The 13,441-nt window shown below is 73.0% G+C and carries 9 protein-coding genes; 8 read left to right on the top strand and 1 reads right to left on the bottom strand.

Annotated elements, in window-relative coordinates:
* On the bottom strand, positions 1-2,358 hold the full coding sequence (locus E8D34_RS13500) for a DEAD/DEAH box helicase (protein ID WP_136595158.1): 2,358 nt from the start codon (positions 2,356-2,358) through the stop codon (positions 1-3).
* 148 nt (positions 2,359-2,506) lie between these two features.
* Between E8D34_RS13500 and E8D34_RS13495 the strand changes: the two genes are divergently transcribed.
* From E8D34_RS13495 to E8D34_RS13460, 8 genes are all read left to right on the top strand, one after another.
* On the top strand, positions 2,507-2,839 hold the full coding sequence (locus E8D34_RS13495; protein WP_136595231.1) for an STAS domain-containing protein: 333 nt from the start codon (positions 2,507-2,509) through the stop codon (positions 2,837-2,839).
* Between the two features lie 291 nt (positions 2,840-3,130).
* A complete protein-coding gene (locus tag E8D34_RS13490) occupies positions 3,131-5,449 on the top strand; it encodes a sodium-translocating pyrophosphatase (RefSeq protein WP_136595157.1) in 2,319 nt (772 codons plus the stop codon).
* Between the two features lie 182 nt (positions 5,450-5,631).
* Positions 5,632-7,116 carry a class I SAM-dependent methyltransferase gene (locus E8D34_RS13485; RefSeq protein WP_136595156.1) on the top strand — a complete coding sequence of 495 codons (1,485 nt, stop codon included), beginning with the start codon at positions 5,632-5,634 and terminating at the stop codon, positions 7,114-7,116.
* Between the two features lie 54 nt (positions 7,117-7,170).
* Positions 7,171-7,722 (top strand): DUF2510 domain-containing protein, encoded by a 552-nt coding sequence (locus tag E8D34_RS13480; RefSeq protein WP_136595155.1) that lies wholly within the window; start codon positions 7,171-7,173, stop codon positions 7,720-7,722.
* A 125-nt stretch (positions 7,723-7,847) separates the two neighbouring features.
* Positions 7,848-10,574 (top strand): type I DNA topoisomerase, encoded by a 2,727-nt coding sequence (gene topA / locus E8D34_RS13475; protein ID WP_136595154.1) that lies wholly within the window; start codon positions 7,848-7,850, stop codon positions 10,572-10,574.
* A gap of 84 nt (positions 10,575-10,658) precedes the next feature.
* Positions 10,659-11,492: an SGNH/GDSL hydrolase family protein gene (locus E8D34_RS13470; RefSeq protein WP_136595153.1), complete on the top strand. Its 834-nt coding sequence runs from the start codon at positions 10,659-10,661 to the stop codon at positions 11,490-11,492.
* Positions 11,493-11,616: 124 nt separating this feature from the next.
* Positions 11,617-12,282: a dTMP kinase gene (gene tmk, locus E8D34_RS13465; protein ID WP_136595152.1), complete on the top strand. Its 666-nt coding sequence runs from the start codon at positions 11,617-11,619 to the stop codon at positions 12,280-12,282.
* Positions 12,279-13,433, top strand: coding sequence for a DNA polymerase III subunit delta' (locus E8D34_RS13460; protein ID WP_136595151.1), 1,155 nt, complete (start codon positions 12,279-12,281; stop codon positions 13,431-13,433). The genes tmk and E8D34_RS13460 overlap by 4 nt, the downstream gene beginning before the upstream one ends.
* The last annotated feature ends 8 nt before the right edge of the window (positions 13,434-13,441 follow it).

Raw genomic sequence — 13,441 nt, 5'->3', positions numbered from 1 at the left:
CTACCGTCGCGGCGTGTCGGCGGGGTCTCCTCCCGCCTCGCGCAGCAGCGCGTCGAGCAGCCGCAGCGCCCCTGGTTTGTCCAGCGGCTCGTTGCCGTTGCCGCACTTGGGGGACTGGATGCACGAGGGGCAACCGGTCGCGCAGCCACAGGCCGCGATGGCGTCCCGGGTGGCGGTGAGCCAGGCCCGCGCGGTGCGGTAGCCACGCTCGGCGAACCCGGCGCCGCCCGGGTGGCCGTCGTGGACGAAGACCGTGAGCATCCCGGTGTCGGGGTGCAGCGCGGTCGAGACGCCCCCGATGTCCCAGCGGTCGCAGGTCGCGAACAGCGGGAGCAGCCCGATCGAGCAGTGCTCGGCGGCGTGGGCGGCGCCCGGCAGGTCGGACTCCGCGAGGCCGGTCTCGGCGAGCACCTGAGGCGGGACGGTCCACCAGACCGCCGTGGTCCGCAGGGTCCGCTCGGGGAGGTCGAGCGGGGTCTCGTCGACCACCTCCCCGGTGGCGGCCCGGCGGCGCAGGTAGGAGACGACCTGCTGGGAGACGTCGGCGGTGCCCAGCGAGAGCCGGCACCGGCCCCAGGCCTCGTGCTCGGCCTCGGTGACGATCCGGATGTCGGTGAGCTCCCGGGCGGTGGTCGTGAAGGTCGCCTCGACCGGGTTCATCACGGCGACGTGCTCGTCGAGGTCCAGCGACTCCACCCGCCAGGTCTCGCCGCGGTGCAGGTAGACGGCGCCGGCGTGGGCGGTGGAGTGGGCGCGGCCGCCGTCGACCGTGCCGACCACCCGTCCGGTCGCGCCGTCGATCAGCTGCACCTGGCGACCGCCGGCCGAGCGGATGTCGGCCAGGTCGGCGGCGCGGCGGCGGTCGGTCCAGTACCAGCCCTGGGTGCGGCGCCGCAGCAGCCCGGCCGCGACGAGCTCCGCGAGCACCTCGCGGGTCCGCTCGCCGAAGAGCGGCAGGTCCGCAGTGGTCAGCGGGATCTCCTGGGCGGCGGCGCACAGGTGGGGGCCGAGCACGTAGGGGTTGTCCGGGTCGAAGACAGTGCCCTCGACGGGCTGGCCGAGCAGCGCGTCGGGGTGGTGCACGAGGTAGGTGTCCAACGGGTCGTCGCGTGCCACCAGCACCCCGATCGCCCCGCCGCCGGTGCGGCCGGCGCGGCCCACCTGCTGCCAGAACGCGGCCCGGGTGCCCGGGAAGCCGGCGATCACCACCGCGTCGAGGCCGGAGACGTCGATCCCCAGCTCGAGAGCGTTGGTGGCGGCCATCCCGAGGAGTCGACCGCTGCGGAGGTCCTCCTCCAGGGCCCGACGCTCCTCCGGCAGGTAGCCGCCCCGGTAGGAGTCGACGCGGTCCGCCAGCGACGGGTCGACCTCGGCGAGCAGCTCCCCGGCCCGGCGGGCCACCGACTCGACGCCGCGCCGGGATCGCACGAACGCCAGGGTGCGCACGTCCTCGAGGACCAGGTCGGTCATCAGGTCGGCGGTCTCGACCGGCGCGGGCCGGCGCACGGGCGCGCCGTGCTCGCCCTTGCCGGGCAGCAGCGGAGGTTCCCAGAGCAGCACCTCGAGCTCGCCCCGCGGGGAGCCGTCCTCGGTCACCGGCAGCACGTCGAGCCCGGTCAGCCGCTCGGCCGCCCGGGCCGGTTCCGCCACGGTGGCCGAGGCGAGCACGAACGTCGGCGAGGCGCCGTACCGCGCGCAGATCCGGCGCAGCCGGCGCAGGACCTGGGCGACGTGGGCCCCGAAGACGCCCCGGTAGTGGTGGCACTCGTCGACCACCACGAAGTCGAGGGTGGCGAAGAACCGCGCCCAGCGCTCATGGGCGGGCAACAGGGAGCGGTGCAGCATGTCGGGGTTGGAGAGGACGTACTCGCCGTGGTCGCGGGTCCACTCCCGCTGCTCCGGGGAGCTGTCGCCGTCGTGGGTGGCCACCCGCACGTCCAGGCCCAGTCCGGCGATCGCCGCGCGCTGGTCCTGGGCCAGCGCCTTGGTGGGCGCCAGGTAGAGCGTGCTTGAGCCACGCTGGCCACGCGCGCCGCGTCGCTCCCGGATCGCCGTCAGCGACGGCAGCAGGTAGGCCAGCGACTTGCCCGAGGCGGTCCCGGTGGCCAGTACGACGTGCTCGCCCCGCCGCGCGGCCTCGGCGGCGACCACCTGGTGGCGCCACGGGCTGCCCACCCCGCGGGCGGCGTACGCGGTGACCAGGTCCGGGTCGGCCCAGGCCGGCCACGCCGCGTGCGCGGCCGGCCGCGCGGGCACCCGCTGGCGGTGCGTGAGCCGCTCGGCGCGCCCCGGCGCCGCGGTCAGGCGGTCGACCGCCGACGCCACCTCGAGGGGCTGCGCGGCCGTCGGGCAGGTCATGTTTCAGATCCTCACACGGCGGGTAGACACAACCCAGGTGCCGGGGTCGAGCGACGGAGTCCGGTCGTCTTTTCGCGCCTCGGGGCCGCGTGGTTTGATGTGGCTTCTGACCAGTGCCGACATACGGCCGAGCCTTGTGAGGGTGAACGTGGATCTGACGCTGTCGACGCGCGAAGCAGCGGGCCGTACCGTGATCGCGGTGGGCGGCGAGATCGACGTCTACACCGCGCCCAAGCTGCGCGACACGATCAGCGAGCTGGTCGCCGGGGGCAACTACCGGTTGGTGGTGGACATGGAGGGCGTCGAGTTCCTCGACTCCACCGGCCTCGGCGTCCTGGTCGGTGGGCTGAAGAAGGTGCGCGCGCACGACGGCGCGCTGGAGCTCGTCTGCACCCAGGACCGGTTGCTCAAGATCTTCAAGATCACCGGCCTGGCCAAGGTGTTCGTGATCCACGGCACCGTCGACGCCGCGCTCGCCTGACCTGCGCCGCTGATCCTGCGCCGCTGATCCTGCGCCGCACCTGACCCTGCGCCGCTGACCGCGCGCCTCGCCTGACGCCCGTCGTCGCCGCCCCGCCGGCCCGACCGGGCGCGACCGCGTGCCGCCGCCCGCCGTCTTGCATGTCCGCGCGCCGCATGTCCCCTTGTTTCATGTGACTTCCATCACTCAATCCCCCCGAACGGCGCTCGGCTCTGCGTAGTATCCGCACCACGTTCCTATGACGTGGGTCACACCGACTCTCCCTGCGACTCCCTCCAAGGAGGCAGAAGAATGGTTGGAATCTCTCCGTTGGTGGCCGAGGTGGACGGCGGCAACCTGGTCCTGGTGCTGGTCGTCGGGCTGATCGCCCTCGCCGCACTGGCCCTGGCTGCGGTCTTCCGAGCCGAGGTGCTGGCCGCCGGCGAGGGCACCGAGAACATGCGCCGGATCGCGCTCGCGGTGCAGGAGGGCGCCAACGCCTACCTGACCCGCCAGTTCCGCACCCTCGCGGTCTTCGGTGCGATCGCCTTCCTCGCGCTGCTCGCGCTGCCCGCCGACGACCTGTCGGTCCGGATCTTCCGATCCGTCTTCTTCCTGGTCGGCGCCGGCTTCTCGGCGGCGATCGGCTACCTCGGGATGTGGCTCGCGGTCCGCGCGAACCTCCGCGTCGCCGCGGCCGCCGAGGAGGTCGGCCGCGACCCCGCGATGAACCTCGGCCTGCGCACCGGCGCCGTGGTCGGCATGGCCACCGTCGGCCTCGGCCTGCTCGGCGCCAGCATCGTCGTCCTGCTCTTCCAGGACTCCGCGCCCGACGTGCTCGAGGGCTTCGGCTTCGGCGCCGCGCTGCTGGCGATGTTCATGCGCGTCGGGGGTGGCATCTTCACCAAGGCCGCCGACGTGGGCGCGGACCTGGTCGGCAAGGTCGAGCAGAACATCCCCGAGGACGACCCCCGCAACGCGGCGACGATCGCCGACAACGTCGGCGACAACGTCGGTGACTGCGCCGGCATGGCCGCCGACCTCTTCGAGTCGTACGCCGTCACGCTGGTCGCGGCGCTGATCCTGGGCTCCCAGGCCTTCGGTGACAAGGGCCTGGTCTTCCCGCTGCTGGTCCCCGCGATCGGCGCGCTCTCGGCGATGGCCGGCGTCTTCTTCACCAAGCCCCGGGCCGGCGAGAGCGGGATGGCCACCATCAACCGCTCCTTCTATCTCTCCGCCGGCGTCGGTGCGCTCGCCAGCATCGTGCTCGCCTACGTCTACCTGCCCTCGTCCTGGTCGGACCTGACCGGCACGGGCGACGCGTTCGGCGGCCTCCTGGTCGCAGCGGAGGGCGAGCCCCCGGTCGGCCCGGCGACCTTCGCGGCCGGCGCCGTGGTGATCGGGATCGCCCTGGCGGCCCTCATCCTGGCGCTCACCGAGCACTTCACGAGCACCGAGCGGTCCCCGGTCAAGCACGTCGGCAAGACGTCCCTGACGGGAGCGGCCACGGTGATCCTCGCCGGACTCGCGGTCGGCCTGGAGTCGGCCGTCTACACCGCGATCGTGATCGGGGCCGCGGTCTTCGGCGCCGCCGTGCTGGGTGGCTCGGCGGCCCTGTTCGCCGTCGCGCTGGCCGGCTGCGGCCTGCTCACGACGGTCGGCGTGATCGTCGCGATGGACACGTTCGGACCCGTCTCCGACAACGCCCAGGGCATCGCCGAGATGTCCGGCGACGTCAGCGAGCGCGGCGCGCAGATCCTGACCGAGCTGGACGCGGTCGGCAACACCACCAAGGCGATCACCAAGGGCATCGCGATCGCCACGGCCGTGCTCGCGGCCAGCGCGCTCTTCGCCTCCTACGCCCAGTCCGCCTCGGAGTCGCTGCTGAGCGCCCAGGGCGTCAGCGCGGCCGACGCCAGCTCGTTCGGCGCGGCGTTCCTGATCGTCGACGCCAAGCTGATCGTCGGCACGCTCCTCGGTGCCGGTGTGGTCTTCCTCTTCTCCGGCCTGGCGATCAGCGCGGTCGGTCGGGCCGCGGGTGCCGTGGTGATGGAGGTGCGTCGCCAGTTCCGCGAGATCCCCGGGATCATGGAGGGCACCGGCCGGCCCGAGTACGGCAAGGTCGTCGACATCGTGACCCGGGACTCGCTGCGCGAGCTGGCCACCCCCGGCATCCTCGCGATCCTGAGCCCGATCGCGGTCGGCTTCGGCCTCGGCGTCGGCCCGCTGGCCGGGTTCCTGGTCGGCGCGATCGCCACCGGCACGCTGATGGCGGTCTTCCTCGCGAACGCCGGCGGCGCCTGGGACAACGCCAAGAAGCTGGTCGAGGACGGCAACCACGGCGGCAAGGGCTCCGAGGCGCACGCGGCCACGATCATCGGCGACACCGTCGGCGACCCGTTCAAGGACACCGCCGGCCCGGCGATCAACCCGCTGCTGAAGGTGATGAACCTCGTCTCGCTGCTGATCGTCGGCGCCGTGGTCAGCCTCTCCTACGGCGACAGCGCCAACGACGCGGTGCGGATCCTGATCGCGGTCGCGGCGGCGGCCGGCATCTTCGTCGCGGTCTTCATCTCCAAGCAGCGCGCGACGTCCATGGTCGACGAGGAGGAGACGGCCGCCACGACGTAGGAGGCGCCGGAGTGGTGCCCCTCCGTCGACGTGGGGTGGGTGGCCGTGGCGCGGCCACCCACCCCACGTCGGCCGTGTGGCGCCGCCGATGGTCGGTGCCGCGCTGCCGGCGAGTCCAGCGTCCGGTGCCCACGGGGTCGTCCCCGGTGTCCTCGGCGGCGCCGGCCCCGTAGCGTTGGCCCGTGCCCTCCTTGGACCTCGCCGCCCCGCTCCGTGACGCCCTCGCCGCCGCCGACTTCCACTACGACGCGGTCGCCGAGCTGCTGGGGGCCGAGGCCCACCAGGCGCTCTCGCGCAACGAGACCACGCCGGCGCGGCGTCGTACCGACGGGGACGGCTCGCCGCTGGCCACGCTGGTCCGCCTCTTCCTGCTCCAGGACGCGGTCGAGCGCGACCAGGCCGAGGTGGCGCTGCCCGGACTGGTCGACCGGCTCGCCTCGGCGGGGATGCTGGCGCAGAGCGTCGCCGAGGTCGCCGCTCGGCTGGACTGCCGGCCCTACGCCACCGCCGAGGGCGAGGACCTGTGGGTGGTCAGCGACCTGACCCCCGGGCTCGACGGCGCCCCGACCCAGGTCACCGGCGACTACGTGCTCGGGATCAGCCAGGCCTCGTCCTCGCTCGCCCAGCTGACCCTGCGCCACGACGTCGGCTCCGCCCTCGACCTCGGTACCGGGTGCGGCGTCCAGGCCCTGCACCTGGCCGCCCACGCCGACCGGGTGGTCGCCACCGACGTCAACGCCCGCGCCCTCACGATCGCCCGGTTCAACGCCGCCCTCAACGAGGTCGAGGACAAGATCGAGGTCGTCGACGGATCGTTCTTCGAGCCGGTCGCCGGTCAGCGTTTCGACCTGATCGCCACCAACCCGCCGTTCGTGATCTCCCCGGCCACCGGCGAGCGGCTCGTCTACCGCGACTCCGGGCTGCCGGGCGACCGCGTCGTGGAGCACATCGTGCGGACCGCGCCCACCCACCTCAACGACGGCGGCTGGTGCCAGGTCCTGGCCAACTGGGTGATCGACCGCGACCAGCCGTGGGACGAGCGGCTCGCCGCCTGGCTGCCCGAGGACTGCGACGCGTTCGTGGTGCAGCGCGAGGTGCTCGACCCGGCCTCCTACGTCGAGCTGTGGCTCAAGGACTCGGGCCACCACCCGGCCACCGGCTCGGGCACCGCGGCCGACTACCTGCGCCGCTACGACACCTGGCTCTCCTGGCTGGAGGAGCAGGGCGTGGGCGGCATCGGGTTCGGCTGGATCAACCTCCACCGCAGCGGCCGGTCCGACCGGCACGCCGAGCTGCTGGAGTGGCCCTACGAGGTGGAGCAGCCGATCGCGTCGGCGATCGGCGGCTGGGCCGACCAGGTCGCCGCGTCCGCCGTGGTCACCCCCGGGAGCCACCTGCGGGTCCGCGAGGACGTCGTCCAGGAGACCCAGGGCCCGGTCGGCGCCGAGGACCCGGCCACGATCGTGCTCCGCCAGCAGCGCGGGTTCCGCCAGGCCCGCCAGGCCGACACGGTCACCGCGGCGCTGGTCGGCGCCTGCGACGGCGACCTGAGCGTCGGACAGATCCTGGACGCCGTCGCGCACCTGCTGGAGCGGGACGCGGCGGCCCTGCGCGAGGTGTACCTGCCGGAGGTCGAGGACCTGGTGCGCGAGGGGTTCCTGGTCTGAGCGCGCCGGCGGACGGGCGTTCGCGGCCCCGGGCCGCTTTGGCACACTGACGGCGTGACGAACGCAGGCTGGTACCCGGATCCGGCCGGGACGCCGGACACCTACCGCTACTGGGACGGTCAGGCCTGGAGCCACCAGACCACCACGGATCCGTACGGCGCCGCGCGGGCCGCGCAGCCGGTGCCTCCCGCGCCGCAGGCTCCGCCCGCGGTCCAGTCCGGGCCGTCGGGCTACCCGCAGGCGGGGCAGCCGGGGCACCACCCGCAGGCGGGGCAGCCCGGCCACTACCCGCAGCGCGGCTATCCGCAGCATCCTGGCCACCTCCGGTCCGGCCATCCGCAGCAGCCCGGTCACCCCCAGCAGTGGCCGCCCTCGCCGCGGGCCGGCGCCGGTGGGGCCGACGGCTCCCGGCGCGGGCTGGTGGTCGGCCTCGTGGTCTGCGGCGTGGCGTTCCTCGTGGTGCTGGCGGTCCTCTCCTTCCTGGTGGTGCGCGCCATCACGGAGGAAGGCACGCGGCCGCGGAGCGCGGGCGCGCCGCTGGCGCCGACGGCCGTCGCGGGGCCGCTCCAGGAGCGGGTCGAGGGTGAGTTGACCGTCACTCGGTGAGTCTTCTCCGGTGGTCGTTGCTGCGGAGTTGTGGGGAGTACGCGCTACCGTGAGCGGCCGAGGCGGCCTTCCGGGGCGCCGGCGGGGGACCACGACCAGGGCGATCACGCCCTCTGAGCACGGAGATGAAGACGGCAGTGGCACACAAGTTGGTGATCGTCGAGTCACCGGCCAAGGCGCGCACGATCGGCGGCTACCTGGGCGACGGCTTCGTCGTCGAGTCCTCGATCGGGCACATCCGCGACCTGCCCAACAACGCCGCCGACACCCCGGCCAAGATCAAGGACAAGCCCTGGGGCCGGCTCGCGATCGACGTGGACCACGAGTTCACGCCGTACTACGTGGTGCCCCGGGACAAGAAGTCCCACATCTCCAAGCTCAAGTCGCTGCTGAAGGACGCCGACGAGCTCTACCTCGCCACCGATGGTGACCGCGAGGGGGAGGCCATCGCCTGGCACCTGCTGGACGAGCTGAAGCCGAAGAACATCCCGGTCAAGCGGATGGTCTTCAACGAGATCACCCGCGCGGCGATCCAGGACGCCGCCGCGAACCCGCGCGACCTGGACATGGACCTGGTCGAGGCGCAGGAGACCCGCCGGATCCTCGACCGCCTCTACGGCTACGAGGTCTCCCCGGTGCTGTGGCGCAAGATCATGTCCGGCCTCTCCGCCGGCCGCGTGCAGTCGGTCGCCACCCGGCTGGTGGTGGACCGCGAGAAGGAGCGGATGGCCTTCAAGGTCGCCTCCTACTGGGACCTCGAGGGCACCTTCGACGCGGGCTCGAAGCACGACCAGCGGATGTTCCCGGCCAAGCTGTACTCGGTCGACGGCACCCGCGTCGCCTCCGGCTCCAACTTCGGCCCCGACGGCCTGCTCAAGGGCCGCGCCGACGTGGTGCACCTGGACCGTGCCCGCGCCGAGGCCCTGGTCGCTGCGCTCGAGGACACCGCGTTCGACGTCCGCTCGGTCGAGTCCAAGCCCTACAAGCGCTCCCCGTACGCGCCGTTCCGCACCACCACGCTGCAGCAGGAGGCCAGCCGCAAGCTCGGCATGAGCTCCTCGGTGACCATGTCGGTCGCCCAGCGGCTGTACGAGAACGGCTTCATCACCTACATGCGAACCGACTCCACGACGCTGTCGGACAGCGCGATCGGAGCCGCGCGTGCGCAGGTGACCGAGCTGTACGGCGCCGAGTACCTGCCGGACCGTCCGCGGGTCTACGCCTCCAAGGTCAAGAACGCCCAGGAGGCGCACGAGGCGATCCGCCCCGCGGGCGACTCGTTCCGCACCCCGGCCCAGACCGGGCTCAAGGGCGACCAGTTCCGCCTCTACGAGCTGATCTGGATGCGCACCGTGGCCTCGCAGATGCGCGACGCCGTGGGCCAGAGCGTCTCGATCCGGCTCGGCGGCGCGGCGAGCAGCGGGGAGGACGTCGTCTTCTCCGCCTCCGGCCGCGTGATCACGTTCCACGGCTTCCTCAAGGCCTACGTCGAGGGCACCGACGACGGCAGCAGCAAGGACGACAGCGAGGCGCGGCTGCCCAACCTCACCGAGGGCGACGCGGTCAGCGCCGCCTCGCTCAGCGCCAACGGCCACGAGACCAAGCCGCCGGCCCGCTACACCGAGGCCACCCTGATCAAGGAGCTCGAGGAGCGCGAGATCGGGCGACCGTCGACGTACGCCTCGATCATCGGCACGATCCTCAACCGCGGCTACGTCTACAAGAAGGGCACCGCACTGGTGCCGGCGTGGATCGCCTTCTCCGTGGTCCGGCTGCTCACCGAGCACTTCGAGCGGCTCATCGACTACGACTTCACCGCGGGGATGGAGGACGTCCTCGACGACATCGCCGCCGGACGCCGCCACCGCGTCCAGGAGCTGGAGGAGTTCTACCGCGGCTCCGCGACCCTGCAGGGGGTCAAGCCGCTGGTCGACGGCCTCGGCGACATCGACGCCAAGGCGCTGGCCACCTTCCCGATCGGGGAGGAGTCCGACGGGATCCACCTGCGCGTCGGCAAGTACGGCCCCTACCTGGAAGGCCCCGGTGACGACGGCACCGCGTTCGCCAAGCGCGCGAACGTCCCCGACGACCTGCCGCCCGACGAGCTGACGGTGGCCAAGGCCACCGAGTTGCTGGCCAACCCGGCCGGTGAGGAGATCGAGCTCGGCGTCCACCCCGAGACCGGTCTGCGCGTGGTCGCGAAGAACGGTCGCTACGGCCCCTACGTCACCGAGGTGCTCCCCGAGGAGGAGGAGACCGCGGCGAAGAAGAAGGCCAAGGAGAAGCCGCGCACCGGCTCGCTGTTCAAGTCGATGTCGCTGGACACGGTGACGCTGGAGGACGCGGTCAAGCTGCTCGCGCTGCCCCGCGTGGTCGGCACGGGCGAGGACGGCGAGGAGATCACCGCCCAGAACGGTCGCTACGGCCCGTACCTGAAGAAGGGCACCGACTCCCGGTCGCTGACCTCCGAGGACCAGATCTTCTCGATCACGCTCGACGAGGCGCTGAAGATCTACAGCCAGCCCAAGCAGCGCGGGCGCGCAGCGGCGGCGCCGCCGCTCAAGGAGCTGGGCAACGACCCCGTCTCCGGGCAGCCGGTCGTCGTCAAGGCCGGCCGGTTCGGCGAGTACGTCACCGACGGCGAGTACAACGCGACGCTGCGCAAGGACGACACCGTCGAGGCGATCACCCTCGAGCGCGCCGCCGAGCTGCTGGCCGAGCGTCGGGCGAAGGGTCCGGCGAAGAAGGCGGCCAAGAAGACCACCAAGAAGGCGCCCGCCAAGAAGGCCGCCGCGAAGAAGACGGCGGCCAAGAAGGCGCCCGCGAAGAAGACGGCGGCCAAGAAGGCCTGACCGCCGCAGGAGGTCGCGGGTCGGGGAAGGCGTAGTCCGAAGGGGGGATGTGACGGCAGTCACATCCGGCTCTAGGATCCGGCGATGAGATCTCCATCGCGCGTCGCCGTCGTCGCCGCCCTTGCCGCCGTCCTTCCGCTGCTCCTCCTGGCCCGGGTCCCCGTCGGGGCCGCCGCGCCGCAGGGCCACGGCCCCGTACACCGCGTGGACTACGACGTGCTGGGCGACTCCTACGGCTCCGGGTACGGCGTGCCGCCGTACGCGCCGAGCTCGTCGACCTGCAGCCGGTCGCAGTCGGCGTACGGCGTCCTCGTGGACGGCCGCGCCACGCTGAGCCTGGACGACTTCGTCGCCTGCGCCGGCGCGACGACCGTCTCGCTGGTCGGCGGCGGGCAGCTCGACGCCCTCGACGACGACACCGACCTGGTGCTGCTCAGCATCGGCGGCAACGACACGGGCTGGGGCACCGCGGTCGCTGCCTGCGTCCTCGGCAGCGACCCCCAGTGCGCCACCGCCAGCGCCGCCGTCCTGGGCGTGATCACCGGGAGGCTCCCGGGGCTGCTCGACGGGCTCTACGCGCAGATCGCCGCCGCCGCGCCCGACGCGCGGGTGCTGGTCACCGGCTACGTCCACCTCTTCTCCCCGGAGTACGGCGACTACCTCGGCGTCTCCGTGGACGAGCAGGAGACGCTCAACGCCGGCGCGGACACGCTGGCGGAGGTGATGCGCGCCGCGGCCGAGCGGCACGGGTTCGAGTTCGTCGACGTCCGCTCGCGCTTCGACGGGCACGGCGTCAACGCGCCCGACCCGTGGGTGATCGGCTGGGGCGAACCGGGCGTGTTCCACCCGAACCTGAAGGGCTACCGCGCCTACGCGGCCGCGGTGACCTCCGCGGTCAGGCCCGGCCTGCACCGCTGAGGGCGGGTTTCGAGGCTCGCTGCGCTCGCACCTCAACCACCGGGAGGGCTCGCTGCGCTCGCACCTCAACCACCGGGAGCGGGTGCGCCCCGACTCTGTCGAGGCGCACCCGTAGGGTGTCCGCGTGAGTGCAGGGGAGTACCCAGGGATCTACGCGGAGCGGGGGCTCTTCGTCTGCTTCGAGGGCGGCGAGGGATCGGGCAAGTCCACGCAGTCGCGTCTGCTCGCCGACCGACTCGCCGCGGAGGGGTACGACGTCCGTCTCACCTTCGAGCCGGGCGACACCGGCGTCGGCAAGGAGCTGCGCCGGATCGTGCTGAGCCCCGAGACCGGCGACCTCGACGACCGCACGGAGGCGCTGCTCTACGCCGCTGACAAGGCCGAGCACGTGGCGACGCTGGTCGCGCCGGCGCTGGCCGCCGGCGGCGTGGTGATCACCGACCGCTACGTCGACTCCACGCTGGCCTACCAGGGCGCCGGCCGGACCCTGGACGTCGCCGAGGTCGAGCGGGTGGCCCGCTGGGCCACCGGCGACCTGCGCCCGCACCTGACGGTGGTGCTCGACCTGGAACCGGCCGCCGGGCTGGGCCGGTTCACCGAGCGGGACCGGATCGAGGGCGAGTCGCTGGAGTTCCACCAGCGGGTGCGCGCGGCGTTCCTGGAGATGGCCGCCGCGGACCCCGAGCACTACCTGGTGCTGGACGCGCGCGCGGGGATCGAGGAGATCTCCGCGGCGATCGCCGACCGGGTGGCGCCGCTGCTCGCCACGGCCACCAGGGCGCAGCGATGAGCACCGCCACCGCCGGCGGTGTCTTCGACACGCTCGTGGGCCAGCGCCCGGCGATCGCTTCCTTCGCCCAGGCCGCCGCCGGTCACGGGATGACCCACGCCTGGCTGATCACCGGCCCGCCCGGCTCCGGCCGGTCCAACGCGGCGGTGGCGTTCGCCGCCGCCCTGCAGTGCCCCGCCGGCGGCTGCGGCACCTGCCACGAGTGCCGCACGGTGCTCGGGGGCAGCCATGCCGACGTCGCGGTGGTCCGCACCGAGAAGCTGACGATCGGCGTCAAGGAGGTCAGGGACCTGGTCCGCCGCGCCGCGCTGACCCCGATGGGCGACCGCTGGCAGATCCTGATCGTGGAGGACGCCGACCGGCTCACCGAGCAGGCCTGCAACGCGCTGCTGAAGGCGATCGAGGAGCCCAACGGTCGCACCGTGTGGATGCTCTGCTCGCCGACCGTCGACGACATGCTGCCCACGATCCGGTCGCGGTGCCGCCTGGTCACGCTGTCCACGCCCACCACCGAGGAGGTCGCCGGCTTCCTCGGCGGCCGGGGCGTCGAGCCGTCGCTGGCCCTCCACGCCGCCCGCGCCAGCCAGGGGCACATCGGTCGCGCGATGGCGCTCGCCCACGACGCCGAGGTCCGCAAGCGGCGCAGCGACGTGGTGGCCATCCCGGCCCGGCTGAGCACGCTCGGCGCCTGCATGCGGGCGGCGTCGCTGCTCGCGGAGAACGCGAAGGTCGAGGCCGACGCGATCACCAGCAAGCTCGACGCCGCGGAGAAGGCCGATCTGGACTCGGCGTACGGCGTGGTCGAGCGGGGCCGGCGCCCGCGGGAGTACGCGCCCGCGCTGCGGGACCTGGAGAAGGACCAGAAGACCCGCGCCAAGCGCCGGGTGCTGGACGTGGTCGACCGGAGCCTGACCGACCTGACCTCGGTCTACCGGGACGCGATCGCGGTCGCCGCCGGCGCACCGGGCGCCCTGGTCAACGAGGAGCTGCGCCCCGAGATCACCGAGCTCGCGCGGCGCTCCACCCCCGAGGACCACCTGCGCCGGATCGGCGCGATCTTCGCGGCCCGCGAGCAGATGCTCGAGTTCAACGTGCCGCCCGCGTTGGCGTTGGAGTCCATGATGGTCGGACTGCGCATCGCCGAGGCGTAGGAACGGCT

Origin of the sequence: Nocardioides sp. GY 10113, from assembly GCF_004919105.1 — a bacterium.
Taxonomy (GTDB): domain Bacteria; phylum Actinomycetota; class Actinomycetes; order Propionibacteriales; family Nocardioidaceae; genus Nocardioides.
This window is presented reverse-complemented; position numbering and strand designations above follow the sequence as displayed.